This is a genomic window from Streptomyces canarius, assembly GCF_014650735.1.
Lineage (GTDB): Bacteria > Actinomycetota > Actinomycetes > Streptomycetales > Streptomycetaceae > Streptomyces > Streptomyces olivaceoviridis.
On record NZ_BMVN01000018.1, the window covers coordinates 14,853 to 39,995 of the forward strand.

The following is a 25,143-nucleotide window of genomic DNA, read 5'->3' on the forward strand; positions in this document are numbered from 1 at the left end:
GGGGGCCCGAGCGTGACCATTCTGGAGAACATCCGGGGACCACGCGACCTGAAGGCGCTGTCCGAGGCGGAACTCGGTGAACTGTCCGGAGAGATACGTGAGTTCCTGGTGCACGCGGTGTCGAGGACGGGCGGTCACCTCGGCCCCAATCTGGGCGTGGTGGAACTGACCGTCGCGCTCCACCGGGTCTTCGAGTCACCGGCCGACCGCATCCTGTGGGACACCGGCCACCAGAGCTATGTGCACAAGCTCCTGACCGGCCGCCAGGACTTCTCCAAGCTGCGCGGCAAGGGCGGACTGTCCGGCTACCCCTCGCGCGAGGAGTCCGAGCACGACGTCATCGAGAACAGCCACGCCTCCACCGCGCTCGGCTGGGCCGACGGGCTCGCCAAGGCCAACCAGGTGCTGGGGGAGAAGGGCCATGTGGTCGCGGTCATCGGCGACGGCGCGCTGACCGGCGGCATGGCCTGGGAAGCGCTCAACAACATCGCCGCGGCCAAGGACCGGCCGCTGATCATCGTCGTCAACGACAACGAGCGGTCGTACGCCCCCACCATCGGCGGCCTCGCCAACCACCTGGCCACGCTGCGCACCACCGACGGTTACGAGAAGGTCCTCGCCTGGGGCAAGGAGGTGCTCCAGCGCACCCCGGTCGTCGGCACCACGCTCTACGAGTCCCTGCACGGAGCGAAGAAGGGCTTCAAGGACGCCTTCGCCCCGCAAGGCATGTTCGAGGACCTGGGCCTGAAGTACCTCGGCCCGATCGACGGCCACGACATCAACGCCGTCGAGTCCGCGCTGCGCCGCGCGAAGCGCTTCCACGGGCCGGTCCTGGTCCACTGCCTCACCGTGAAGGGCCGCGGCTACGAGCCCGCCCTCGCGCACGAGGAGGACCACTTCCACACCGTCGGCGTGATGGACCCGCTCACCTGCGCACCGCTCACCCCGGCGAGCGGCCCCTCCTGGACCTCGGTGTTCGGCGAGGAGATCGTGAGGATCGGCGAGGAGCGCGAGGACGTCGTGGCGATCACGGCGGCCATGCTGCACCCGGTCGGCCTCGGGAAGTTCGCCGAACGCTTCCCGGACCGGGTGTGGGACGTGGGCATCGCCGAGCAGCACGCGGCCGTCTCCGCGGCCGGCCTCGCGACCGGCGGGCTGCACCCGGTCGTCGCCGTCTACGCCACCTTCCTCAACCGGGCATTCGACCAGCTGTTGATGGACGTCGCCCTGCACCGCTGCGGGGTCACCTTCGTCCTGGACCGGGCCGGTGTCACCGGCGCCGACGGACCCTCCCACAACGGCATGTGGGACATGTCCGTCCTCCAGGTCGTCCCGGGGCTCAGGATCGCCGCCCCGCGCGACGCCGACCAACTGCGCGCCCAGTTGCGCGAGGCGGTCGCCGTGGACGACGCGCCCACCCTGGTCCGCTTCCCGAAGGAGTCCGTCGGCCCGTCCGTCCCGGCACTCGACCACGTCGGCGGCATGGACGTCCTGCACCGCGCCGACCGCCCCGAGGTGCTGCTGGTGGCCGTCGGCGTGATGGCCTCCGTGTGCCTCCAGGCCGCCGAGCTGCTCCAGGCCCGCGGCATCGGCTGCACGGTGGTGGACCCGCGCTGGGTCAAGCCGGTCGACCCCGCGCTGCCGGGTCTGGCGGCCGAGCACCGGCTGGTGGCCGTGGTCGAGGACAACAGCCGGGCCGCGGGCGTCGGTTCGGCGGTGGCGCTGGCCCTCGGCGACGCCGACGTGGACGTGCCGGTACGGCGGTTCGGCATCCCGGAGCAGTTCCTCCCGCACGCCAAACGCGGCGAGGTGCTGGCCGACATCGGTCTCACGCCCGTCGAGATCGCCGGGCGGATCAGTGCGAGCCTGGCCGTCAAGGACGCCGGCGGCGCAGTCAAGGAGAGTGAATGACCACCGAGTTCGACCTCGGCGCCCTGCTCGCCGAGCGCGGAGCCGAACGCTACGAGCTGCACGCGAAGCACCTCAATCCGCAGCTCCCGCGCATGCTGCACACCATCGGCTTCGACAAGGTCTACGAGCGTGCCGAGGGGGCGCACTTCTTCGACGCGGAGGGCAACGACTACCTGGACATGCTGGCCGGGTTCGGCGTGATGGGCCTCGGCCGGCACCACCCGGTCGTCCGCAAGGCGCTGCACGACGTCCTGGACCTGGACCTCGCCGACCTCACCCGCTTCGACTGCCAGCCGCTGCCCGGCCTGCTCGCCGAGCGGCTGCTGGCCCACAGCCCCCACCTGGACCGGGTGTTCTTCGGCAACAGCGGCACCGAGGCGGTCGAGACGGCCTTGAAGTTCGCCCGGTACGCAACCGGCAAGCCGCGCGTCCTCTACTGCGACCACGCCTTCCACGGCCTGACCACCGGCTCGCTCTCGGTCAACGGCGAGAGCGGCTTCCGCGACGGCTTCGCCCCGCTGCTGCCCGACACCGCCGTACCGCTCGGCGATCTCGACGCCCTGGCACGGGAGTTGATGAAGGGCGACGTCGCCGCGCTGATCGTGGAGCCGATCCAGGGCAAGGGTGTGCACGAGGCGCCGCCCGGCTACCTGCGGGCCGCTCAGGAGCTGCTGCACCGGCACAAGGCGCTGCTCATCGCCGACGAGGTGCAGACCGGCCTCGGCCGCACCGGCGACTTCTACGCCTACCAGCACGAGGACGGCGTCGAACCCGACCTGGTGTGCGTCGCCAAGGCCCTCTCCGGCGGCTACGTGCCCGTCGGCGCCACCCTCGGCAAGGAGTGGATCTTCAAGAAGGTCTACTCGTCCATGGACCGGGTGCTGGTGCACTCGGCGAGCTTCGGCGCCAACGCGCAGGCGATGGCGTGCGGGCTCGCCGTGCTGTCGGTCATGGAGAACGAGCAGATCGTCGCCGGCGTGCGCCGGACGGGCGAGCTGCTGAAGTCCCGGCTCACCGCGCTGATCGACACGTACGAGCTGCTGGCGGACGTCCGGGGCCGGGGCCTGATGATCGGCATCGAGTTCGGCAAGCCGTCCTCGCTGAAGCTGCGCAGCCGCTGGACCATGCTCCAGGCGGCCCGCAAGGGACTGTTCGCCCAGATGGTCGTCGTACCGCTGCTCCAGAAGCACCGCATCCTCACGCAGGTCTCCGGTGACCATCTGGAGGTGATCAAGCTCATTCCGCCGCTGGTCGTCGACGAGGCCGACGTGGACCGGTTCGTGGACGCCTTCGCCGCGGTCATGGACGACGCCCACAGCGGTGGCGGCCTGATGTGGGACTTCGGCAAGACCTTGATCAAGCAGGCGGTGGCGAACCGCTGACGGGACGCCGGCCGGCGCGGCTGCCCTCCCGGGCCTTTGCCTCTGAGGCAAGAAAATTGCCTAGGAGGCAAGGCTGGGGCTGAATGGAGGCATGAACGCCTCAGACGCCGCGCCGGCGGCGGGCCCGGCTCCGGACGACGGCCTGCCCGCCGTCGCGCCGCAGCTCCGCGCCCTGCGCCGGCGCGCCGGCCTTACGCTGGAGGCCGCGGCCCGCGCGGCCGGGCTCTCCCCGGCCCACCTCTCCCGGCTGGAGACCGGGCAGCGACAGCCGTCGCTGCCGATGCTGCTCGCACTCGCCCGTATCTACGGTACGACCGTCTCCGAGCTCCTCGGTGAGACGGTCGCCGACCGGGACGCGATCGTGCGGGCCGCCGACATGGAGCCGACCCACGCCGGTGGGTGGACGTACGTCCAGGCCGGGGCGCCCGGCCGCGGCATGCAGGCCCTGCGGGTGCGGGTGCCGTACGGCTCGCAGGGCGACATCGTGCGCGTCCACCCCGGCGAGGAGTGGCTCTACGTCCTCAAGGGGCGCCTGCGCCTGCGTCTCGGCGACACCGCGCACCTGCTGGGGCCCGGTGACAGCGCGCACTTCGACTCGCTCACCCCGCACCGCCTCGCCGCCGAGGACCAGGACGGCGTGGAGCTGCTGTTCGTCCACACCCTGCTGCAAAGCCCCACGGCCACGCTGTGCCTGGGCCCGCTGACCGGAGAGCTGCTATGAGCAACTTCGAGGAGAAGTTCCCCCGATCCCTGTGGATCCGGCTGATCATCTACATCGCCCTCGGGCACGTCCTGGCCGCGTTCCTCTACCTGCTGTTCGCGGTGGGCGGCAAGGGCTGACGCCGCGGGGCGCGTGACAGGATGCGCCGACGCCCGAGGCATCCGACCTGGTCACCGCTCACCGGCCCACCGCCTCGCCCCGCACGGCCGACCGGCTGCGGAAGCCGGCCGATGACGGCACCACCGGCTCCATGCCACCGCGCCGGACGCGGCCTGGGCGCTCGACGCCCTGTACGAGCACGAGCGGCTCCGGCCGACGTGACGCACGAGGAGTACCGCCGGGGCCGCCCGGCGGAGGACGGCGCCGAACAGGAGACCGCCGGCGGGATCGGTCTCAGCGGCGTCGGGACGGCGACCGGAGGCGGTCTGGTCCGGGCCGGGCATCCCGGCCCCGGCCGGCGGCGGCTCCGTCGGGCGGAGCTCGCGGCGCGGACCGGCGACCCGCTGGTGTCCGAGGGGCTGCTGCCCTCGTACCGGTGCTTCCCGTCCGCGCGGAAGGGGGGACAGCCGGCCGCTGCGGATCACGCCTCCGCCGAGGCAGCCCGGACCGCGAGACCTGGAGCCGGCCGGACGTGCGGGTTGTCGAAGTCGGGGTTTTGCGGCATGAGCGGGTCGTAGCAGACGAGGCGGCGGGTGCCGAGGCCCCCCGGGCTGTGCTCGGTGGCGCGTGGGCCGAGGACCGCACGTGGGTGCTGTGCACCGACCACGGCCTGGGGGCCACCGAGGTGGTGGACCCCGCCCCGTCCGTCGAGGTACTGCCGCGTGATGCCGGGGTCGAGGCGGTCCGCCTGCCCTGGGCTCCCTGAGCGGGTCCCGTCAGTCCAGCAGGCGGGCGCGCAGGCGCTCGCGCGAGTCGGGGGAGAGGCCGAGGCCCCGCGCCAGGTAGGCGTCGATGTCGCCCCAGGTCTCCTCGATGCTCGCGAAGGCCGCCTCCAGGTACTCGGCGCGGGCGTCGAAGAGCGGGTTGAGGAGCTCCATCACCTCGGGGGTGTACGCGGTGTCCGCGCTGCCGCTGCGGCGGACCTTGTAGCGGCGGTGCGCGGCGCCCGACTCCAGGTAGTCGGCGACGATCGCGTCCCGCTCCACCCCGAGAGCGAGGAGCGTGACCGCCATGGAGATGCCCGCGCGGTCCTTGCCGGCCGCGCAGTGCATCAGCGCGGGCACGCTGTCGTCGGCCAGCGCGTGCAGCACGTGCGTGTGCTCGGCGGTGCGCTCCGTGACGATCTTCCGGTAGGACGCGATCATCCGGGCCGCGCCCTTGCCGTCGTCCAGGATCGTGCGCAGCTGGTCGAGGTCGCCGTCGCGGACCATCTTCCAGAACTCGGCGCCGTCCGCCGGGTCGCTCAGCGGCAGGTTCACGTTCCGCACGCCGGGCAGCTCGACATCCGGGCCCTCCAGCTTCTGGTCGGCCGCGTTGCGGAAGTCGAAGATCGTGTGCAGACCCAGGGAGGCGAGGAAGGCCGCGTCCTCCTCCGTCGCGTGCGCCAGGTGCCCGCTGCGGAAGAGCACGCCGTACCGCACCCGCCGCCCGTCCGTGGTCGGCAGCCCGCCCACGTCACGGAAATTGCGCACTCCGGCCAGCTCCGGCTCGATCGACGGGACCTGCTGCGTCACGGGGGCTCCTCCCGATCGGTTCCCGCCGTCGCGGCTCGTCGGCGGGCGCTCCGTCGACCATACGGCATCGATTTCCTCGGGCAATGAGTTGTCCACAGGCATTGTCAGAGAGGTCCGCGGCCCTTGATGATGTTGGCACTTGAGCGGATCTGTTGGCACCTGTGAGGTCTCGATGCTGGACATCGCCGAAAATGGTCGTACGTGGCTCCTGTCGGGCCCCGACAGCAGCTATGCCCTGCATCTCACCGACGCGGACGAGCTGCTCCATCTGCACTGGGGGCCACGGATCGCCCTCGCCGACGCCGAGGCGCTCGCGGTGAGCCCGCTACCCGGCTACTGGGCCTTCGAGTCCCCGCTCGACGGCCGGGAGGAGTACCCGGTCGAGGGCGGCCCCCGCTTCGTCCGCCCCGCCCTGTCCGTGCGCACCGAGGAGCGGCGCGGCACCGAGTGGCGCTTCGTGGCGTACGACACCACGGAGGACGAGGAGCTGCGGCTGCGCTTCGCCGACGACGGCGTGGCGATCACCCTGCACTACCGGATGCGCGACGATGTGGTGGAGCGCTGGGTCACCGTCGAGAACGGCGGCCACGCGCGCGTGGAGCTGCTGCGGGCGGACGCGGCCACCTGGACGCTGCCCGACCGCGAGGGCTGGCGGCTGTCCCAGCTGCACGGCCGCTGGGCCGCCGAGTCCCGGCTCACCGCCGGCCCCCTCACCTACGGTGAGAAGGTCATCGGCAGCCGTCGGGGCCACACCGGCCACCAGCACCTGCCCTGGGTGGCCCTCGACACCGACGCAACCGAGGAGCGCGGCGAGGTCTACGGCTGCGCGCTCGGCTGGTCCGGCTCCTGGCGCATCGCGGTCGCCCAGCTCCCGGACGCGCGCGTGCAGATCACCGGCGGCGCCGGTTACGACGACTCCGGCCTGCTGCTCCTCGCGCCCGGGGAGTCGTACACCACCCCGGTCTTCGCGGGGCTGTGGAGCGACGGCGGCTTCGGCGGTGCGAGCCGCGCCTGGCACGCCTACCAGCGGGCGTACGTCATCCCGGACGCCGAGCGGGACCGGCCCGTGCTGTTCAACTCCTGGGAGGCCACCTTCTTCGACATCTCCGAGGAGCAGCAGCTCGCGCTCGCCCGCCGGGCCGCCGAGATCGGGATCGAGCTGTTCGTCGTGGACGACGGCTGGTTCGGCGCCCGCACCAGCGACCGCGCCGGCCTCGGCGACTGGACGCCCAACCCCGACCGCTTCCCGCACGGCCTGAAGCCCCTCGCCGACCAAGTGCACGGGCTCGGCATGCAGTTCGGCATCTGGGTCGAACCCGAGATGGTCAACCCGGACAGCGACCTGTACCGCGCCCACCCGGACTGGGTGCAGTACCAGCCGGGGCGGAAGCGGACGGAACTGCGCAACCAGCTCGTTCTCAACCTCGCGCGCGAGGACGTCCAGGAGTACCTGTGGGAGCAGTTGGACACCCTGCTGTCCAGCGCCCCCATCGACTATGTGAAGTGGGACTTCAACCGCTGCTTCACCGACGCCGGCTGGCCCGGGGAGCCGTACCCGCAGCGCCTGTGGGTGGACCACGTCCGCGCCCTGTACGCCCTGCTGGACCGGCTGCGGGCCGCGCACCCCGGGGTCGCCTTCGAGTCCTGCTCGGGCGGCGGCGGCCGGATCGACCTCGGCGTGCTCGGCCGCACCGACCAGGTGTGGACCTCCGACAACACCGACCCGCTGGACCGGCTCGCCATCCAGCACGGCTTCACGCAGATCCACCCCGCGCGCGTGATGGCGGCCTGGGTCACCGACAGCCCGAACACCCAGCTCAACGGGCGGGTCAGCTCGCTGCGCTTCCGGTTCGTCAGTGCCATGGCGGGCGTGCTGGGGGTCGGCGGCGACCTGACGGAGTGGAGCGCGCAGGAACTGGCCGAGGCCCGGCGGTGGGTGGAGCTGTACAAGGAGATCCGCCCGCTCGTGCAGCACGGAGAGCTGTACCGGCTGCGGCCTCCGGCGGGAGGTCTGAGCGCCGTGCAGTACGTCCGCGGGGACGAGACCGTCGTCCTCGCCTGGCTACAGGCCCAGAGCTACGGCGAGCCGGTGCCGGCGGTGCGGCTGCGCGGACTCGACCCGACGGCGTCGTACGAATGCCGTGAAACGGGCGAAGTGTACCGAGGTGCCGTACTGCTGCACCACGGGCTGCGCACCGGCCTCAAGGGCGACCTGGACGCGACGGTCATCCGGCTGCGCCGTATCTGACGCATCCGAGGCCGGACCCGTGATCCCCGGGTCCGGCCTTCGGTGTACCGTGCAGCCTTTATTCCTGGCTTTGCGAACTATTTAAGAGTGGCTCATCTCACCGTTCGTCAAGCCCCGCCTACGGTCGCGTAGGTCACATCCGAAGGTGAATCATGGTCCGATGTGGCAGACGATTCGAAGAATGACAGCAGATCAGTGATCGGGTCGTACGTGGCGGTGGGGGACAGCTTCACCGAGGGCGTCGGCGACCCCGGCCCCGACGGGGCGTTCGTGGGCTGGGCCGACCGGTTCGCGGTTCTCCTCGCCGACCGGCGTCCCGAGGGCGACTTCCAGTACACCAACCTCGCCGTGCGCGGAAAGCTACTGGACCAGATCGTGGCCGACCAGGTGCCGCAGGCCATCGGCCTGGCCCCGGACCTGATCTCCTTCTGCGCGGGCGGCAACGACATCATCCGCCCCGGCACCGACCCCGACGAGGTGGCCGAGCGCTTCGAACGCGCCGTCGCCCGGCTGACGGAGGCCGCCGCCACGGTGATGGTGACGACCGGCTTCGACACGCGCGGCGTCCCCCTCCTCAAGCACCTCCGCGGCAAGATCGCCACCTACAACGGGCATGTCCGCGCCATCGCCGACCGGTACGGCTGCCCCGTCCTCGACCTGTGGTCCCTCAAGTCCGTGCAGGACCGCAGGGCCTGGGACAGCGACCGGCTGCACCTCTCGCCCGAGGGGCACACGCGCGTGGCGCTGCGCGCGGGACAGGCCCTCGGCCTGGACGTCCCGGCCGACCCGGAGCAGCCGTGGCCGCCGCTGCCGCCCCGGGGCACGCTGGAGGTCCGCCGTGACGACGTCCAGTGGGCCCGGGAGTACCTCGTCCCCTGGATCGGCCGCCGCCTGCGCGGCGAGTCCTCGGGCGACCACGTGACCGCCAAGGGCACGCTGTCACCGGACGACATCAAGATGCGGATCGCCTCGGTGGCCTGACCCGCTGACCCGTCGGCCCACCGCCCTGCCACGGCCCGTGCCGGACTTGGAGAGCGCCGGCGGCTCCGACCGGTCGGCCTTCGAGGCCGGGACGCCGTCGAGGGCGGTGGTCCCGTCGGGGCGGGCGTGCCGGGCCGGCGGGGTGCGGAGCTCGTCGAGGTGCGTACGTCCATCGCCGCACCGTTCCCGCGCGGCCCGGCAGCGCTGTCGCTGTATCCGCGGCGTGGAGGGCCCGCGGGTCAGCGCTGCCTGTCGGCCAACGCCTCCCGCTCCAGGCCCAGTTCGCGAGCGAGGGCGTCGTCCACCCACCCCTGCGCCCGGGACCGGGGCACCGCGCCCGGGTACGACGTCAGCTGGACCGCCAGCCCGTCCAGCAGCGCGGTCAGCCGCAGTGCCGTGCCGGTCGGGTCCGCACAGGCGAACTCACCGGCCGCCACGCCCTCGGAGATGACGCGCGCGATCGCCGCCTTCCACTGTGCGTCCAGCTCCCGGGTGACCTCCCGCAGGGCGGGCTCGCGCAGGGACACGGCCCAGCCCTCGATCCACAGCCGCCAGCCCTTGGCCTGCCCGGTCGGCGCGTACCAGCGCACCGCCGCCCGCAGCCGGCGCAGCGCGGTGGTCCGCCGGCCCAGCAGCTTGCGCAGGCGCGCGAGGTCGTCCTCGGCCGCGTAGGCGAACGCGGCGGCGACCAGCTTCTCCTTCGTGGAGAAGTGGTACAGCACCAGCGCGTTGCTCACCCCCAGGGCCGCGGCCACGTCGGCGATCCTGACCGCCGCCACGCCCCGCGCCTCGATCTGCTCGATGGCTGCCCGCAGCAGCTCCTCCCGCCGCTCGGCCACGCTCAACCGCACTCTCGCCACGCGGTCACCCTAGTCGTTGACCCCGACGCCGCCGAAGCCGTCGCGCGACAGGCCCGTCACCGGTACCAGCCGAACCGTTCCGCGATCACCGGCAACCGGTCGGCCACCAGGGCGTGCGCGGCCACGCGCGGGGTGGTGCCGTCGGCCTCCGCACGGTCCAGCACCCGCCCGGTCAGCGCGCGCATCGAGCGCCGGATGTGACCGAACGCCTCGTCGGCGTCCGCGCCGATGTCGCCGAACAGGGTCCACCACCAGGCGTTCGTCGCGGAGTTGACCACCACGTCCGGCAGCACCGTCACCCCGCGCGCGGTCAGCAGCGCCTCCGCCTCGGGCACGACGGGCATGTTGGCGGCCTCGACGATCCAACGCGCCCGGACGCGCTCCTGGTTCGCACGGTCGACGGCGTACGACACGGCGGCCGGTACCAGCACCTCCGCCTCCGCGGACAGCCAGGCGTCGCCGGGCAGTTCGCGGTCGCCGGGGCGCAGCGCGCCGCGGTCCACGGTGCCGTAGCCGTCCCGCGCCGCCAGCAGCGCCTCGACGTCGAGCCCCGCCGGGTTGGCGATCGTGCCCTTGACGTCGGCGACGGCCACGACCGTCAGGCCCGCGCGCGCGAGGAAGCGCGCGGTGGCCCCGCCCATCGTGCCGAGACCCTGCACGGCGACCCGGGTGCCCGGATACGGCACCGCCGCCCGGTCCAGGGCCGTCAGCACCGACTCGGCGACCCCGCAGCCGCCCGCCAGCTCGTCCAGGCCGATGCCGTCCACCTCCACCGCGAAGGCGTCCGCGAGCCGCTTGCGGGCCGTCGCCTCGTCGTCCAGCAGCGGGTAGACCGCCTGGATCGAGGAGACCAGGCCCGCCTCGGCCGCCGCGCGGTCCACCAGGTCCTGGGTGAGACCCAGGTCCTCGCCGGTGGTCCAGCAGCTCTCGACGTACGGCCGCATGGCGCGCAGATAGCGGACGAGGAGCCCGTACGCCTCCGGGTCGCGGGGGTCGCAGTCGATGCCGCCCTTGGCACCGCCGAGCGGGATGTAGCGGCCCTCGGGGCGGTAGTGCAGGGCCTCCTTCATCGTCATGCCGCGGGCGAGCCCGGCCACCTCCTCCAGCGTGCAGCCGGGCCGCATCCGCAGCCCGCCGCTCGCCACGCCCCGCACCAGCCGGTCCACGACCAGGAAGCCTCGGCGGCCGGTGACGTGATCGGTCCAGACGAGTGACAGCAAAGGGGTGGTCATGGGGGTGGTCATAGGGGCTTCCTCGGGGAGCGATGAGGTGATCACCTGAACGGCGAGTCAGTATCCGGAGCCGGTCCGGACCCTGTCAACGCGCTGAACGGCTAGTCAGTAGCCGGCGGACGCACCCCTCCGTGGCCCGGCCGTCGGCGGCGCCGACCATAATGGGGGACCTCACCCACTCCACCGGGAGGTACCGTGACCGGTCTGCGTTCCGCGAGCTCCGGGCTCCGCACGCTGCGGCCCGCTGCGTTCGGAGCGGACCCGGGGGGTGAGCGCATGGCACGCATCCGCCGCTCGCCGCATTTCAAGGACGGCGTCTTCCAGAACCCCGGCGGCCCCGCCCGCACCCGGCCCTCCGGTTCCTCACTGGACCTCGCGAAGGTGTTCCTGGACAGGGACACCCGGCCGCTGCGCGCTCCCAAGGGCACCGTCCCGGTACACCCCACGACCTTCGCCGACCTGGCCAAGCCGCCCGCCACCGGACTGCGGCTGACCTGGATGGGCCACTCCAGCGTGCTCGCCGAGATCGACGGCCACCGGATCCTGTTCGACCCCGTCTGGGGCGAGCGCTGCTCCCCGTTCCCCTTCGCCGGGCCCAAGCGGCTCCACCCGGTGCCGCTGCCGCTGGCCGCCCTCGGCCCGGTCGACGCCGTCGTCATCTCGCACGACCACTACGACCACCTGGACCTGCCCACCATCAAGGCGCTGGCCGGCACGGACACCCTGTTCGCCGTGCCGCTCGGCGTGGGGGCCCACCTCGAACACTGGGGCGTCTCTCCGGACCGGCTGCGCGAACTGGACTGGCACGAGTCCACCCGGGTCGGCGGCCTCACCCTCACCGCCACCCCGGCCCGCCACTTCTGCGGCCGGGGCCTGCGCAACACCCAGCACACCCTCTGGGCGTCCTGGGCCGTAGCCGGCGAGGAGCACCGGATCTACCACAGCGGCGACACCGGCTACTTCGACGGCTTCCAGGACATCGGCGCCGCGCACGGCCCGTTCGACGCCACGATGATCCAGATCGGGGCGTACAGCGAGTTCTGGCCCGACATCCACATGACCCCCGAGGAGGGCCTGCGCGCCCACCTCGACCTCCAGGGCGGCGCGCCGCACGGCGTCCTGCTGCCCATCCACTGGGGCACCTTCAACCTCGCCCCGCACCCCTGGGCCGAGCCGGGGGAGTGGACGAAGGAGGCCGCCGGGGAGGCCGGCCAGGCGGTGGCCCTGCCCCGGCCGGGCGAGCCCTTCGAGGCCGCAGGCAAGCTGCCGGCCGAGGCGTGGTGGCGGAGCGCGTCGGGGGACGTGCGGCGCACCTGGCGCTCGGTCGGGGCGTTCGTCGCGGAACCGCCCGCGCGCGACACGGGCGCCTGAGCCGACCGGGTCGAACGGCCCCGGTTCCGCGGATGAAACGTACGAATATGAAGGAAACGTGCGATGTGCGCGGCGTTCGCGGAGTGCGGCCATGGCAGAGCGCGACAAACCGGAGAGGCGGCGGCGCCTGAGCCGCCCCGTGGTGCTCGCCGCGGCCGTCGCCCTCGTGGACCGGGAAGGGCTGGCGGCCCTGACCATGCGCCGCCTGGCGGCGGACCTGGGCGTGGAGCCGACGGCGCCCTACCGGTACACGGACGGTGAGGAAGGGCTGTTCGACGGCCTGATGGAGGTCTTCTTCGCCGAGGTCAACGAACGGCTGCGGACCTCGGTCGAGCGGGCCCGCGCCGACGCGGCAGGCGAACCGCACTGGCGGACGGAGCTGCGCCGTATCGCGCGGGCGTTCGCCGGTGTGGTGCACGCCCATCCCGAAGTGCTGCCGGTGGTGGCCGTCCGCCCGCTCGCCGTGCCCGTGGCCCGCCGCCCCGAACCCTGGCTCCAGCTCACCGAGCACATGTTCGCCGTCCTCGCCCGCGCCGGATTCGACGACCCCACCGCTCTGACCGTCTACCGCACCTTCGTCTCCTGGACCCTCGGCTGTCTCCTCGTGGACAAACGCCAGGCCGTGGACAACCCCGAGGAGCCGGACCCCGTACTGCGCCTCGGCCTGCACCGGCTGTCCGCCGCCGACTATCCGCGGCTGCGCGCCCTGGTCCCGCACCTCGCCGACTACGACGACGAACGCGACCTGACGAACGGTCTCGACAGCCTGCTCAGCCGCATGCCCGAGGCGCCTCGTGACGCGTTCTACGGTCCCAAAGGACCCTGAGAGTACGACGTACACATCAGGCATAAAGCCGTGGACAGCAGTAAATCGCTCGGCCTCGGTCGCCGATGGCGTGTGCTGTCGACCGGGCGCCGTCAGCGCGTCCCTCCCGTGCGGACCCTGCGCACGCTCCTGCGCGAGAGCGACTTCCGCCGGGCGAGTGGGGCCCGGCCGTGGGGCCGTACACCTACACAGCCCACGTACCGCGTACACCAGTCTCCGTCCGGCCCCTGGCCCGGTCAAAGGCCAAAGCGAACACGTTGAGTGATGAATCGGGGGTGGAGTGGCCGGGTGGAGGGACTCCGGGGTTCGTCGTGGAGGCGGCGCCGGGAGCGTTGTCCCCGCGTGCGTGCGCCGTGCGGAGGGGGTGCGGCGGTGGAGGGCGATCGGTCGGGCGTTCCGTTCCTGACCACTTGTGACCAGGCAGGATCGCTCACGAATCGAATCGGCCCGGTCTTGAACAGCGGTCATCGGACCTCCGTGCGACGCCTCATACCAGAGCGGGACGCTGCTCGGGTGACTTTGTCAACTGCCCACCGCACCTGATGCTCAGGCAACTACTGTGAGTGTCCGCCGGGCGACGCGCGGCCGGGTGCACCGGTCCCGCCGGTCGGCAGCGATGACGCACGCCCGCATCGACGCATGCCCGCACCGCGCACCGCACGAGGACACAGGCCCGACGGACCAGTACGAGGACGCAGATGTCTCACCTCCGAGCACCGGCCGCCCGCGCCGATCGCCGCGAGGGCGGCCGGCACGGGCGACCGGTCGCCCGACCCGCTCCCGCACTGCCCGAAGCGCACATACGGCCCCAGTTGATGCGGCTCGCCGTCCTGCCGCCCCTCGCGGTCGCGCTCAGCGCCACCGCCGCGGTGCTCTTCAGCATCCGCTCCACCGGCGCACGCACCGGCCCCCTCCTGTGGGCCGTGCTCGCCGGCTCGGTCACCGTGGCGGTCGCCGGCATCCTGATCGCCGCCGTGGCCGCCGACCGCGCCGCCCGCTCGGTCGCCGACCGCGTCGACGCTCTGCGCCGCACCGCCGCGCGCGGCGAGGCCGACCTGCACGCCCTGGTCGACGCGCTGCGGCAGGGCGAGAAGCCGCCGCAGCACGGCCCGCGCCGCCGGCCGCCCGCCGACGCCGACGACTTCGAACTGCTCGCCGCCGATCTGGCGCGCGCGTACGACGGCGCCGTCACCGCCGTCGTACGGGCCGCCCAGCTCTCCAGCCAGACCGGCAGCCAGCAGAAGCTGGAGGTGTTCGTCAACCTCGCGCGGCGGCTCCAGTCCCTGGTGCACCGTGAGATCTCGATCCTCGACGACCTGGAGAGCGAGATCGAGGACCCCGATCTGCTCAAGGGGCTCTTCCACGTCGACCATCTGGCCACCCGCATCCGCCGGCACGCCGAGAACCTGGCCGTGCTCGGCGGCGCGGTCTCCCGGCGGCAGTGGAGCAACCCCGTCAGCATGACCGAGGTACTGCGCTCCGCCATCGCCGAGGTCGAGCAGTACTCCCGGGTCAGACTGGTGCCGCCCATCGACGGCGAACTGCGCGGCCACGCCGTCGCCGACGTCATCCACCTGCTCGCCGAACTCATCGAGAACGCCACGGTGTTCTCCGCCCCGCACACCCAGGTGCTGCTCCGCGCCAACCTCGTCACCTCCGGCCTCGCCGTGGAGGTCGAGGACCGCGGGCTGGGCATGCCCGTCGCCGAGCAGGAGCGGATGAACGCCGTGCTCGCCGACCCCGACCAGGTCAATGTCGCGAGCCTGCTGGCCGACGGCCGTATCGGGCTCTACGTCGTCTCCCAGATCGCCCGCCGGCACAGCATCCACGTGCGGTTGCAGACCAACATCTACGGCGGGGTGCAGGCGGTCCTCGTCGTGCCGCAGGCCCTGCTGGGCAACGCACCGGGCGTGCCGGGCGCGGGCGCGGGGACCGCCGTACCGCAGCCGCAGTCGCAGCCGTCGGGGGAGGCCGGGGCGTCGCAGGACGTGCGGGCGGCGCCGGCGCCAGGTGCCGGGAACGGTGCTGGAGCCGGGAGTGCCGGCGGCGGGCGCGACGCCACTCCGGGCGGCGGGGACCGGGCCGGCGAGGCGGCCGAGGCCGGGACGGGCGGCGGGCAGTCCGCGGCCACCGGGCGGCGGAGGCACGCCCAACGGGGGCCGGGGCGGCGTGGGACGGAGAGCGGCGCGCGCGGGCGGCACGGAGGCGCCCCGGCCCCGCTTCCCGTGCGCGGTGCCCAGGAGGCACGGCCCACACCCGCCGAGGCCGTGCCCGGCATCAGCGCCGAGGACCGGGCGGCGGTGGAGGCGCACACGGGCGTCCTGCCCACCCCGCGCGTCGGCCCGGTCCGCGGCACCATGGGCAAGCCCCGACTGCCCCGCCGACGTGCCCAGGAGCACATCGCGCCCCAGCTGCGCGGCGGCCCGCTGCCCCGACAGGAGAGCGACACCGTCGCCGGCCACGACCCCGGCCTGATGGCCGCCTTCCAGCGCGGCATCGGACTGGCCGAGGCCCAGCAGAGCCTGGAGTCCGAGCAGCAGGAGCCGGAGTTCCGGGCGCCGGGGCCCCGGGGACCCGAGCTCGGTGAGCCGGGGTTCCGGGAGCGGGAGTACGAGGAGCCGGCGTACGAGACGACGGCGTACGAGGAGCCGGCGTACGGGGAAACGGCGTACGGGCACATGGGTTCGGCCCCTATGGATGCCGAGCACAGGGCGGACGCGCATCTGCCGGTGTCCGCTCCGGGGCCGGCCGAGCCGACGCGCGCACGCCCCGAGCACGGCGATGCGGATGACATGGGGTCACAGCACAGGGGCCAGGAGCACATGGGGCCGGACCACACGGGTGAGGACCACATGGGCGCGGACCACCCGGCCCAGGGCTACGCGGGTTCGGATCACCGGGGCCCGGACCAGGCGGCCCAGGGCTACACGGATGCGCACCACATGGGGTCGGGCCATATGTCCACAGACCACACAGCCCAGCCCCCCACCACTCCGGGCCCCACCACGCCGCAGCACCCGGTGCCGGACCCCCTGTCCCCGGCCCCCATACCCCAGGCGCACGCCCACGCGCCCGCAGGCGACGGCGGTCGCGGCACCGGCCGGACCGAGGGGAGCTCCCCGGCCGGATGACCGCCCCCGCCCCCGCACCCGTACGTCGTACCCCCACCCCCACCCCCAGCGCTCCCGCTGGTCCTCGTACCCCAAGGAGTCGATCCACCATGGCGAGCGATGCGCCGACCGTCCACGCATCCGACCTCGACTGGCTGCTGAGCGGCCTCGTGCAGCGCGTACCGCACACCACCAGCGCGGTGCTCCTGTCCTGCGACGGACTGGTGAAGTCCGTGCACGGCCTGGACGCCGACAGCGCCGACCACATGGCGGCCCTGGCCTCCGGCCTGTACTCCCTCGGCCGCAGCGCGGGCGTCCGGTTCGGCGACGGCGGGGACGTCCGCCAGGTCGTCGTCGAACTCGACGCGACCCTGCTGTTCGTCACCACCGCCGGTTCCGGCACCTGCCTCGCCGTGCTGGCGGGCCGCGAGGCCGACGCCGCGGTGCTCGGCTACGAGATGGCGATGCTGGTCAAGAGCGTCCGCCCCTACCTGGTCACCGCGCCCCGGCAGCACGCCGTCGAACCCACGGCGACGAGGCCCTGAGCGTGGCCGCAGCCGGCGACGGGCCCTGGCTGGACGACGCGGCCGGACGGCTCGTGCGGCCGTTCACGGTCAGCAACGGCCGCACCGAACCCAGCATCGCCCTCGACCTGATGTCGCAGGTGATGGCCACCGGCGTCACCCCGCTCGGCTACCTCGGCCCCGAGCACGCGCAGGCGCTCGACCTGTGCCGCGCGCCCGTCTCGGTCGCCGAGGTCGCCGCCCAGCTCGAACTGCCCGCCGTGGTCACCAAGGTGCTGCTCTCGGACCTGGTCGACTGCGGCGCGCTGACCACCAAGCCGCCCGTCTACCACCACACTCCCACTGACCGGTCTCTGCTGGAGGCAGTGCTCGATGGACTACGACGACAGCTCTGACCCGTTCCCGACCGCGCTCAAGATCCTGGTGGCGGGCGGGTTCGGCGTCGGTAAGACCACCTTCGTGGGCGCCGTCAGCGAGATCGCGCCGCTCAGCACGGAGGAACTGCTCACCACGGTCAGTGTCGGCACGGACAGTCTCGACGGCGTCGAGAACAAGATGGAGACCACGGTCGCCATGGACTTCGGCCGGATCACCCTCGATCCGCACCATGTGCTGTACCTGTTCGGCACGCCGGGGCAGGAGCGGTTCTGGTTCATGTGGGACGAGCTGTCCGAGGGCGCGCTCGGCGCGGTCGTCCTCGCCGACACCCGGCGCCTCCAGGACTGCTTCGCCGCCGTCGACTTCTTCGAGGAACGCGGGCTCGCCTTCATCGTCGCCCTCAACGAGTTCGACGGCTCCCACCGCTACGACCCCGAGGAGGTGCGGGCCGCCATCGACCTCGACCCGGAGATCCCGGTGGTCCGCTGCGACGCCCGGATCTCCAGCTCCGGCGTCCAGACCCTGCTCGTGCTCGTCCGCCACCTCCTCGCCCACGCCCCGGTGACCGCGCCCAGCCACGGCGCCCACAGGTGATCCCGCCCTACCGCCCACGGAGCCCCTATATGAGGTACGCCCACAGCGACGGAGCCCGGCCATGAGCTACGAGCCGCCCCGGCCGGTCCGGGGCCTGCTGCTCACCCCCGAGGACAAGGAGGCCCCCGCCCGCGTCCACCGGTTGCGCCGGCTCGGCCTGGCGGACCGGCCCGACCCCGCGCTCGACGCCTTCGCCGGCCACCTCGCGCAGCTCACCGGCGCGCCCTACGCGATGGTCAACTTCATCGGCGAGGAGCACCAGTTCTTCGCGGGCCTGAGCGCCCCGGCCACCTCCCCGGTCGTGCGGGACGACGGCACCAGGGCCGAGATCGGCCGGGTGCTGCCGCGCGACCATGGTTTCTGCCCCCATGTGGTGGTCCGCCGTAAGGCACTCGTCCTGGAGGACGTCGGCGACTACCCGCGCTTCGCGTGCAATCCGGTCGTCGACGGGTACGGCATCCGCTCCTACCTCGGCGCCCCGCTCATCGACAGCTCCGGCATGGCGCTCGGCACCGTGTGCGCGGCCGACACAACGCCCCGCGCGTGGGGCAGGGCCGGCCTGGAGACCATCAAGGCGCTCGCCGCCGATCTCGTCGTACGCCTCGAACGGAGTACGCAGGACGGTCTGCCCCTGTGACGCGTAGGACACCGAGCGGGGCGCCGTGACGGGAGTTTTCGGGGGGCGTGTAGGAAAGCTGAGGCGCCGGTTAAGAAAAGCTCGATGGACCCCGGCTCCCGCGTACGGCAGATTGCAGGGTGATTCCACCCCTCTGACCCGGTGCGGGCTGCTTCGGCGTGCCCGCGGGCCGGGCCTCACCCACAGGAGCCGTAGCGTTGAAGGCGCTGGTCAAGGAGAAGGCGGAGCCGGGACTCTGGCTGACGGACGTCCCGGAGCCCGCCATCGGCCCCGGTGATGTCCTGATCAAGGTCATGCGGACCGGTATCTGCGGCACCGATCTGCACATCCGGTCCTGGGACGGCTGGGCCCGGCAGACGATCCGGACCCCGCTCGTGCTGGGCCACGAGTTCGTCGGGCAGGTCGTCGAGACCGGGCGGGACGTGACCGACATCCGCATCGGCGACCGGGTCAGCGGCGAGGGCCACCTGGTGTGCGGCAAGTGCCGCAACTGTCTGGCCGGCCGCCGCCACCTGTGCCGGGCCACCGTCGGCCTCGGCGTCGGCCGCGACGGCGCGTTCGCCGAGTACGTCGCCCTGCCCGCGTCCAACGTCTGGGTGCACCGCGTCCCCGTCGACCTCGACGTCGCCGCGATCTTCGACCCGTTCGGCAACGCCGTGCACACCGCGCTCTCCTTCCCGCTGGTCGGCGAGGACGTGCTGATCACCGGCGCGGGCCCGATCGGCCTGATGGCCGCCGCCGTGGCACGGCACGCGGGCGCCCGCAACGTCGTCGTCACCGACGTCAGCGAGGAGCGCCTGGAGATCGCCCGCAAGATAGGGGTGAGCCTGGCCCTGAACGTCGCCGAGTCCACCATCGCCGACGGACAGCGCGAACTGGGGCTGCGCGAGGGCTTCGACATCGGCCTGGAGATGTCCGGCCGGCCCGAGGCCATGCGCGACATGATCGCGAACATGACGCACGGCGGCCGGATCGCCATGCTCGGCCTGCCCGCCGAGGAGTTCCCGGTGGACTGGGCCCGGATCGTCACCTCGATGATCACCATCAAGGGCATCTACGGCCGTGAGATGTTCGAGACCTGGTACGCGATGTCGGTGCTGCTGGAGGGCGGCCTGGACCTCGCCCCCGTGATCACCGGCCGGTACGACTACCGCGACTTCGAGGCGGCCTTCGCCGACGCCGCGAGCGGCAAGGGCGGCAAGGTCATCCTGGACTGGACCGCGTAACCCCCTTCGCCCGCAAGCACCTTCAGGTATTTCAGGAGCACCCTCATGTTCGACACCGTCCGCGACGACCTGCGCGCCACCCTCGACGAGATCCGCGCCGCCGGCCTGCACAAGCCCGAGCGGGTCATCGGCACCCCGCAGTCCGCGACCGTGAACGTCACCGCCGGTGGCCGCCCCGGCGAGGTCCTCAACTTCTGCGCCAACAACTACCTCGGCCTCGCCGACCACCCCGACGTGATCGCCGCCGCCCACGAGGCCCTGGACCGCTGGGGCTACGGCATGGCCTCCGTCCGCTTCATCTGCGGCACCCAGGAGGTGCACAAGGAGCTGGAGGCCCGGCTGTCGGCGTTCCTCGGCCAGGAGGACACGATCCTGTACTCCTCCTGCTTCGACGCCAACGGCGGTGTCTTCGAGACCCTGCTCGGCGAGGAGGACGCGGTGATCTCCGACGCCCTCAACCACGCCTCCATCATCGACGGCATCCGGCTGTCCAAGGCCCGCCGCTTCCGCTACGCCAACCGCGACCTCGCGGACCTTGAGGCCAAGCTCAAGGAGGCGTCCGACGCCCGGCGCCGCCTGATCGTCACCGACGGCGTGTTCTCCATGGACGGCTACGTGGCGCCCCTGGCGGAGATCTGCGACCTCGCCGACCGCTACGACGCGATGGTCATGGTCGACGACTCGCACGCCGTCGGCTTCGTCGGCCCGACCGGCCGCGGCACCCCCGAGCTGCACGGCGTCATGGACCGCGTCGACATCATCACCGGCACCCTCGGCAAGGCCCTCGGCGGCGCCTCCGGCGGTTACGTCGCCGCCCGCGCCGAGATCGTCGCCCTGCTGCGCCAGCGCTCCCGCCCCTACCTGTTCTCCAACACGCTCGCCCCGGTGATCGCGGCAGCCTCCCTGAAGGTCCTCGACCTGCTGGAGTCCGCCGACGACCTGCGCGTCCGGCTCGCCGAGAACACCGCGCTGTTCCGCCGCCGGATGACCGAGGAGGGCTTCGACATCCTCCCCGGCGACCACGCCATCGCCCCCGTCATGATCGGTGACGCGGCCGAGGCGGCCCGGATGGCCGAGCTGCTGCTGGAGCGCGGGGTCTACGTGATCGGTTTCTCCTACCCGGTCGTGCCGCAGGGCCAGGCCCGCATCCGCGTCCAGCTGTCCGCCGCGCACTCCACGGCCGACGTCGACCGCGCGGTCGACGCGTTCGTCGCGGCGCGCGCCGAGCTGGCGGCCTGACCAGGACGGACGCCCTGGGATAATGGGGGCATGATCGAGGCACGGCGGCTCCACATCCTCCGTGCGGTGGCCGACCACCGCACGGTCACCGCGGCTGCCGCCGCGCTCTACCTCACCCCCTCCGCCGTCTCCCAGCAGCTGACGGCCCTGGAGCAGGAGACCGGCCACCGCCTCGTCGAGCGCGGCGCCAAGGGCGTACGGCTCACCCCGGCGGGCGAGATCCTGCTCAGCCACACCAACGTGGTCCTCGCCCAGCTGGAGCGGGCCGAGGCCGAACTGGCCGCCTACGGCTCGGGCGAGGCGGGCACGGTCACCGTGGCCGCCTTCGCGACCGGCATCGCCCAGGTCGTGGCCCCGGCCGTGGCCCGCCTCGCCCACCACGCGCCCGGCATAAAGATCCGTGTGCAGGACGCGGAGGGCGACGCCAGCCTGCCGATGGTCCTGGACCGGCAGGTCGACGTCGCGGTCGCCGTCGAGTACCGGGGCGCGCCGTCCGCCGACGACCCCCGCCTGACCCACGTCCCGCTCTACGCCGAGCCGTTCGACGCCGTCGTACCCCTCGGGCACCGCCTGGCGGACGCCCCCGAGGTCCCCCTCGCCGAGCTGGCCAAGGACCCCTGGATCGGGCCTTACCCCGGCAACCCCTGCCATGACGTGGTCGTCCTCGCCTGCGAGAGCGCCGGCTTCCAGCCGCGCCTGGAGCACTCCTCCGACGACTTCCGGGCCGTCGTCGCGCTCGCCTCGGCCGACGCGGGCGTGGCCCTCGTCCCGCGCTCCGCGCTGCGCGGCATGGACCTCGCCGGCGTGGTCGTCCGGCCCGTCGACGGCGTCGCCCCGACCCGCCGGGTCTTCGCCGCCGTCCGCCGGGGCGCCGAAGGGCACCCGCTGATCCGCCCGGTGCTGGAGGCGCTCGGCGAGGCGGCGCAGGCGTGAGGCGTCCGTAACAGGGGCGTCTCATATCCGGGATAGCGTCCCGGATATGAGAAACGAGGACGCTGTCGATCTCCTCATCGGCGCCCGGCTCGCCGAACTGCGCGCCCAGCACGGCTGGTCCCTCGGCGAGCTGGCGGAGCGCAGCGGGGTCAGCCGGTCCACCCTGTCGCGCGCCGAACGCGCGGAGACCAGCCCCACCGCCGCCCTCCTGAACCGGCTCTGCCACGTCTACGGCCGCACCATGTCCCAGCTGCTCAGCGAGGTCGAGGCGGCACCGGCCCCGCTGGTCCGGGCCGCCGACCAGCAGGTGTGGCAGGACCGTGCCTCCGGCTTCGTCCGCCGGTCCGTGTCCCCGCCGCACACCGGACTGCGCGGCGAACTGGTCGAGGGCCGGCTCACCCCGGGCGCGGACATCGCCTACGACCGCCCGCCCGTGCCCGGCCTGGAACAGCACCTCTGGCTGCTGGAGGGAGCCCTGGAGGTGACCGTAGGGGACCGGGCGCACCGGCTCGGCGCGGGGGACTGCCTGCGGATGCGGGTGACCGGCGCGACCCGCTTCCGCTGCGCCGGTCCGGGCGAGGCGCGGTACGTGCTGGCGGTGGTACGGCCATGAGGGCTCGCGGGGATGCGGCGACGAGGGTGGAGCGCTGGGACGGCACCCGAGTGCGCGACCGCGCCGACGACTTGGCGGCACTGCTGGCCGACACCGTGGCCTCGGGCGCCTCCGTCGGCTTCCTCGCGCCGCTCGGCCACGCGGAGGCGGTCGCCTGGTGGCGGGAGCGGGCGGAGGCCGCGGCGGCGGGACGGCTCGCCGTGTGGGCGGCCCTGGACCCCGGGGACCGGGTGACCGGCACGGTCGGCCTGGCCCACCCCGACAAGCCGAACAGCCGGCACCGCGCGGAGCTGGTCAAGCTGATGGTGCACCGCTGCGCGCGCGGACAGGGCCTCGGCCGCCGGCTCCTCACCACCGCCGAACAGGCCGCCGCGGCCGACGGCCGTACCCTGCTCCACCTCGACACCGAGACGGGCAGCCCCGCCGAGGACCTGTACCGCTCGGCCGGCTGGACCAGGGCCGGGACCATCCCCGACTACGCGGCGAGCCCGGCGGGCGTGTTGCGGCCGACGACGCTGTACTACAAGCGGCTCGGAGGATGACGGTCGGCGGGTGTGGCTGGCAGGAGGACGGCTGGGACGGGTGACTGTCAGTGGCAGGGGCTACCGTGCGTGGCATGCCGGATGCACACGACGTACGCCGAATCGCCCTGTCCCTGCCGGACACGACGGAGAAGACCGCCTGGAGCATGCCCACGTTCCGGGTCGCCGGGAAGATGTTCGCGACCCTCCCCGAGGACGAGACGTCCCTCGCCGTGCGCTGCCCCAAGGAGGAGCGCGACGAACTGGTGCTGGCCGAGCCGGAGAAGTTCTGGATCGCCGGCCACGAGGCGCAGTTCGCCTGGGTGAGAGCGAGACTCGCCGCCTTGGAGGACGAGGAGGAGCTGCGGGACATCCTGGCCGACTCCTGGCGCCAGGCCGCACCGCCCCGACTCCTCGACGCCCACCCGGAGCTGGGGTTTCCGGCCGGGGGCTGAAAAGCCCGGCGGGCGCGGCCGGGGGGGTGGCATGATCCCGCCTCGGCGGGCAGGGAGCGGCCGGGACACGGCGGGGGAACGGCACGGGCGGGGGAGCGGCCCGGCCGGGGAGGGGAGCGCTCGGGATGACCGGAACGGACGCGCGGCGGGATGTCGTCGGCCAGGGTGTGCGGGAGACGGCGGCCGGTGCCCCGGCGGTCTGGTCGCGGGACTTCGGACTCTTCTTCGTGGCCCGGGCCGTCGCCCGCCTCGGCGACACCATGCTGCCCGTCGCCCTCGCCGCCGGCCTGCTGGAACACGGGTACGGCGCGGGTGCGGTCGGCCTCGCCATGGCCTCCACGGCCGCCGCGTTCGCGGGACTGGTCGTCTTCGGCGGGGTCATCGCCGACCGGTTCAGCACCCGCAGGCTGATGATCGGCGCCGACCTCGTCCGGCTCGGTACCCAGTCCCTCGCCGCGGGCCTGTTCTTCACCGGGCACGTGGTGCTGTGGCAGATCTGCGCCATCGGCGTCGTCAACGGCGTGGCCGGCGCGGTCTTCCAGCCCGGCGTGGCCAGCACCGTGCCCCGCCTCGCCACCGACATCCAGGGCGCCAACGGCGCCATCCGCATCGCCGAGTCCGCCGCCCAGCTCGCCGGTCCCGCCGTCGCCGGCGTCCTGGTGGGCCTCGCCTCGCCCGGCGGGGTCTTCGCCGCGCACGCCGCCACCTACGGGCTCAGCGCCCTGTGCCTGCTGCTGCTCCGGCTGCGCCCGCTCCCCGTCGCCGGCCGCGCCGCCGCAGGGTCCGCCCTGCGTGCCTTCCGCACCGATCTCGTCGACGGCTGGCGGGAGTTCCGCTCCCGTGCCTGGTTGTGGGGGGTGATCGCCGTCTGGTGCCTCTACATGATCGCCGTATGGGGCCCCACCGTGCCGCTGGTGGCCACCGAGGTCGTCCGGCACCACGGCCCCGGCGCCTACGGCCTGGTCAACTCGGCCCTCGGCGCGGGCACGGTGGTCGGCGGCCTGCTCGCCCTGCGGCTGCGCCCCCGCCGCATGCTCCGCGCGGGCGCGCTCTCCCTCTTCGCCTTCTTCGGCTTCCCCGCGACCGTCGGGGCGGGCCTCGGCGTACCGGCCATGGCGGCCGGGGCCGCGGTCGCCGGCGCCGGGATGTCGTTCTGGGGCGTGATGTGGGCGACCACCGTGCAGACCCAGGTCCCGGCCGACGTCCTCAACCGCATCCACGCCTACGACGTGGCCGGCTCCCTCGCCATGATGCCGGTCGGCCAGGCCCTCGCGGGCCCGGCGGCCGGATCCCTGGGCGCCGGCCACGTCCTGCTGACCGCGGCGGCGGTGAGCCTGGCGGTGGCCGCCATCCTGCTGACGATCCCCCCGATACGCGACCTGACCCGGGCCGACGCGACGGCATCCGCCGCAGCGTGAGAAGAGGGCCGGGCACGCCCCTGCTCCGTGCCGACGCGACCGTCCTCCACGGCAACGTGGGTGCGCGGGCCGGGCGCGCACTGTGCGAGCCACCACCGCGCCGACCGCGCTCCGCGCACGGGGCCGGATGTGCCCTGGCCCGGCCCGAGGGATCGCCTTCGTCGGCCCCGAGCGCGGGGGCTCGTCTGAGTGCGGGGGTCTGCGCGATGTGGCTGGGACGGCCGCGACCGCACTCGCCGTACCGCTGCGCGAGCGGGCTCGCCCGCGCCCCGTCCAGGCCGACAGGACCA

General features: G+C 73.3%; 24 protein-coding genes. 21 read left to right on the top strand and 3 right to left on the bottom strand.

Annotation, left to right across the window (positions count from 1 at the left end; genetic code table 11):
- Positions 1 to 12: 12 nt before the first annotated feature.
- The 5 genes from dxs (at position 13) to IE294_RS24420 (ending at position 4,879) form a co-directional block, all read left to right on the top strand.
- Positions 13 to 1,911, top strand: a complete 1,899-nt coding sequence (gene dxs / locus IE294_RS24400) for a 1-deoxy-D-xylulose-5-phosphate synthase (RefSeq protein ID WP_189889488.1) — start codon at positions 13 to 15, stop codon at positions 1,909 to 1,911.
- Positions 1,908 to 3,293, top strand: a complete 1,386-nt coding sequence (locus IE294_RS24405) for an aspartate aminotransferase family protein (protein ID WP_189820378.1) — start codon at positions 1,908 to 1,910, stop codon at positions 3,291 to 3,293. Before dxs ends, IE294_RS24405 begins: the two co-directional genes overlap by 4 nt.
- Positions 3,294 to 3,384: 91 nt before the next feature.
- Positions 3,385 to 4,014, top strand: coding sequence for a helix-turn-helix domain-containing protein (locus tag IE294_RS24410; RefSeq protein ID WP_189889490.1), 630 nt, complete (start codon positions 3,385 to 3,387; stop codon positions 4,012 to 4,014).
- Positions 4,011 to 4,133, top strand: coding sequence for a DUF6126 family protein (locus IE294_RS24415; RefSeq protein ID WP_014676213.1), 123 nt, complete (start codon positions 4,011 to 4,013; stop codon positions 4,131 to 4,133). The genes IE294_RS24410 and IE294_RS24415 overlap by 4 nt, the downstream gene beginning before the upstream one ends.
- Positions 4,134 to 4,645: 512 nt before the next feature.
- Positions 4,646 to 4,879: a hypothetical protein gene (locus IE294_RS24420; protein WP_189889492.1), complete on the top strand. Its 234-nt coding sequence runs from the start codon at positions 4,646 to 4,648 to the stop codon at positions 4,877 to 4,879.
- 10 nt (positions 4,880 to 4,889) lie between these two features.
- Here IE294_RS24420 and IE294_RS24425 read toward each other — a convergent pair whose 3' ends face one another.
- Positions 4,890 to 5,687, bottom strand: a complete 798-nt coding sequence (locus IE294_RS24425; protein WP_189889494.1) for a tyrosine-protein phosphatase — start codon at positions 5,685 to 5,687, stop codon at positions 4,890 to 4,892.
- A gap of 172 nt (positions 5,688 to 5,859) precedes the next feature.
- On the opposite strand from IE294_RS24425, the gene IE294_RS24430 reads away from it, so the two are divergent.
- Both IE294_RS24430 and IE294_RS24435 read left to right on the top strand, forming a co-directional pair.
- Positions 5,860 to 7,935, top strand: a complete 2,076-nt coding sequence (locus IE294_RS24430) for an alpha-galactosidase (RefSeq protein WP_189889719.1) — start codon at positions 5,860 to 5,862, stop codon at positions 7,933 to 7,935.
- A gap of 195 nt (positions 7,936 to 8,130) precedes the next feature.
- Positions 8,131 to 8,916 (top strand): SGNH/GDSL hydrolase family protein, encoded by a 786-nt coding sequence (locus IE294_RS24435; RefSeq protein ID WP_189889496.1) that lies wholly within the window; start codon positions 8,131 to 8,133, stop codon positions 8,914 to 8,916.
- Between the two features lie 239 nt (positions 8,917 to 9,155).
- Here IE294_RS24435 and IE294_RS24440 read toward each other — a convergent pair whose 3' ends face one another.
- Both IE294_RS24440 and IE294_RS24445 read right to left on the bottom strand, forming a co-directional pair.
- The gene (locus IE294_RS24440) at positions 9,156 to 9,776 is read right to left on the bottom strand and encodes a TetR/AcrR family transcriptional regulator (RefSeq protein WP_189889498.1); all 621 of its coding nucleotides are present in this window, start codon (positions 9,774 to 9,776) and stop codon (positions 9,156 to 9,158) included.
- A 56-nt stretch (positions 9,777 to 9,832) separates the two neighbouring features.
- The gene (locus tag IE294_RS24445) at positions 9,833 to 11,008 is read right to left on the bottom strand and encodes a glutamate dehydrogenase (protein WP_189889500.1); all 1,176 of its coding nucleotides are present in this window, start codon (positions 11,006 to 11,008) and stop codon (positions 9,833 to 9,835) included.
- A gap of 195 nt (positions 11,009 to 11,203) precedes the next feature.
- Between IE294_RS24445 and IE294_RS24450 the strand changes: the two genes are divergently transcribed.
- The 14 genes from IE294_RS24450 (at position 11,204) to IE294_RS24515 (ending at position 24,853) form a co-directional block, all read left to right on the top strand.
- A complete protein-coding gene (locus IE294_RS24450) occupies positions 11,204 to 12,379 on the top strand; it encodes an MBL fold metallo-hydrolase (protein ID WP_189889501.1) in 1,176 nt (391 codons plus the stop codon).
- A gap of 91 nt (positions 12,380 to 12,470) precedes the next feature.
- Positions 12,471 to 13,205, top strand: a complete 735-nt coding sequence (locus tag IE294_RS24455; protein ID WP_189889503.1) for a TetR/AcrR family transcriptional regulator — start codon at positions 12,471 to 12,473, stop codon at positions 13,203 to 13,205.
- 698 nt (positions 13,206 to 13,903) lie between these two features.
- Complete coding sequence (locus IE294_RS24460; protein ID WP_268252807.1) at positions 13,904 to 16,336, top strand: ATP-binding protein; 2,433 nt, start codon at positions 13,904 to 13,906, stop codon at positions 16,334 to 16,336.
- A gap of 89 nt (positions 16,337 to 16,425) precedes the next feature.
- The gene (locus tag IE294_RS24465) at positions 16,426 to 16,860 is read left to right on the top strand and encodes a roadblock/LC7 domain-containing protein (RefSeq protein ID WP_189889505.1); all 435 of its coding nucleotides are present in this window, start codon (positions 16,426 to 16,428) and stop codon (positions 16,858 to 16,860) included.
- Positions 16,861 to 16,862: 2 nt separating this feature from the next.
- Positions 16,863 to 17,234 carry a DUF742 domain-containing protein gene (locus IE294_RS24470; protein ID WP_189889507.1) on the top strand — a complete coding sequence of 124 codons (372 nt, stop codon included), beginning with the start codon at positions 16,863 to 16,865 and terminating at the stop codon, positions 17,232 to 17,234.
- Positions 17,212 to 17,811, top strand: coding sequence for a GTP-binding protein (locus IE294_RS24475; protein ID WP_189889509.1), 600 nt, complete (start codon positions 17,212 to 17,214; stop codon positions 17,809 to 17,811). The genes IE294_RS24470 and IE294_RS24475 overlap by 23 nt, the downstream gene beginning before the upstream one ends.
- Positions 17,812 to 17,872: 61 nt before the next feature.
- Complete coding sequence (locus IE294_RS24480; protein ID WP_189889511.1) at positions 17,873 to 18,448, top strand: GAF domain-containing protein; 576 nt, start codon at positions 17,873 to 17,875, stop codon at positions 18,446 to 18,448.
- A 197-nt stretch (positions 18,449 to 18,645) separates the two neighbouring features.
- Positions 18,646 to 19,674, top strand: coding sequence for an L-threonine 3-dehydrogenase (gene tdh, locus IE294_RS24485; protein WP_014676226.1), 1,029 nt, complete (start codon positions 18,646 to 18,648; stop codon positions 19,672 to 19,674).
- A gap of 45 nt (positions 19,675 to 19,719) precedes the next feature.
- Positions 19,720 to 20,913: a glycine C-acetyltransferase gene (locus IE294_RS24490; RefSeq protein ID WP_189889513.1), complete on the top strand. Its 1,194-nt coding sequence runs from the start codon at positions 19,720 to 19,722 to the stop codon at positions 20,911 to 20,913.
- Between the two features lie 30 nt (positions 20,914 to 20,943).
- Entirely contained in the window at positions 20,944 to 21,846 is a 903-nt protein-coding gene (locus tag IE294_RS24495) for a LysR family transcriptional regulator (protein ID WP_189889515.1), read from the top strand.
- Positions 21,847 to 21,892: 46 nt separating this feature from the next.
- Positions 21,893 to 22,459: a helix-turn-helix domain-containing protein gene (locus tag IE294_RS24500; protein WP_189889517.1), complete on the top strand. Its 567-nt coding sequence runs from the start codon at positions 21,893 to 21,895 to the stop codon at positions 22,457 to 22,459.
- Entirely contained in the window at positions 22,456 to 23,001 is a 546-nt protein-coding gene (locus tag IE294_RS24505) for a GNAT family N-acetyltransferase (protein WP_229917322.1), read from the top strand. The genes IE294_RS24500 and IE294_RS24505 overlap by 4 nt, the downstream gene beginning before the upstream one ends.
- Before the next feature lie 74 nt (positions 23,002 to 23,075).
- Positions 23,076 to 23,435, top strand: coding sequence for an MmcQ/YjbR family DNA-binding protein (locus tag IE294_RS24510; RefSeq protein WP_189889519.1), 360 nt, complete (start codon positions 23,076 to 23,078; stop codon positions 23,433 to 23,435).
- A 125-nt stretch (positions 23,436 to 23,560) separates the two neighbouring features.
- Positions 23,561 to 24,853 (top strand): MFS transporter, encoded by a 1,293-nt coding sequence (locus IE294_RS24515; protein WP_189889521.1) that lies wholly within the window; start codon positions 23,561 to 23,563, stop codon positions 24,851 to 24,853.
- Positions 24,854 to 25,143 lie beyond the last annotated feature (290 nt).

Coding starts and splice junctions, on each gene's coding strand:
- IE294_RS24415 (WP_014676213.1), top strand. CDS start 4,011: ATGAGCAACTTCGAGGAGAAGTTCCCCCGATCCCTGTGGATCCGGCTG.
- IE294_RS24445 (WP_189889500.1), bottom strand. CDS start 11,008: ATGACCACCCCTTTGCTGTCACTCGTCTGGACCGATCACGTCACCGGC.
- IE294_RS24405 (WP_189820378.1), top strand. CDS start 1,908: ATGACCACCGAGTTCGACCTCGGCGCCCTGCTCGCCGAGCGCGGAGCC.
- IE294_RS24490 (WP_189889513.1), top strand. CDS start 19,720: ATGTTCGACACCGTCCGCGACGACCTGCGCGCCACCCTCGACGAGATC.
- IE294_RS24515 (WP_189889521.1), top strand. CDS start 23,561: ATGACCGGAACGGACGCGCGGCGGGATGTCGTCGGCCAGGGTGTGCGG.
- IE294_RS24500 (WP_189889517.1), top strand. CDS start 21,893: ATGAGAAACGAGGACGCTGTCGATCTCCTCATCGGCGCCCGGCTCGCC.
- IE294_RS24505 (WP_229917322.1), top strand. CDS start 22,456: ATGAGGGCTCGCGGGGATGCGGCGACGAGGGTGGAGCGCTGGGACGGC.
- IE294_RS24430 (WP_189889719.1), top strand. CDS start 5,860: ATGCTGGACATCGCCGAAAATGGTCGTACGTGGCTCCTGTCGGGCCCC.
- IE294_RS24495 (WP_189889515.1), top strand. CDS start 20,944: ATGATCGAGGCACGGCGGCTCCACATCCTCCGTGCGGTGGCCGACCAC.
- IE294_RS24475 (WP_189889509.1), top strand. CDS start 17,212: ATGGACTACGACGACAGCTCTGACCCGTTCCCGACCGCGCTCAAGATC.
- IE294_RS24465 (WP_189889505.1), top strand. CDS start 16,426: ATGGCGAGCGATGCGCCGACCGTCCACGCATCCGACCTCGACTGGCTG.
- IE294_RS24460 (WP_268252807.1), top strand. CDS start 13,904: ATGTCTCACCTCCGAGCACCGGCCGCCCGCGCCGATCGCCGCGAGGGC.
- IE294_RS24455 (WP_189889503.1), top strand. CDS start 12,471: ATGGCAGAGCGCGACAAACCGGAGAGGCGGCGGCGCCTGAGCCGCCCC.
- IE294_RS24410 (WP_189889490.1), top strand. CDS start 3,385: ATGAACGCCTCAGACGCCGCGCCGGCGGCGGGCCCGGCTCCGGACGAC.
- IE294_RS24510 (WP_189889519.1), top strand. CDS start 23,076: ATGCCGGATGCACACGACGTACGCCGAATCGCCCTGTCCCTGCCGGAC.
- IE294_RS24480 (WP_189889511.1), top strand. CDS start 17,873: ATGAGCTACGAGCCGCCCCGGCCGGTCCGGGGCCTGCTGCTCACCCCC.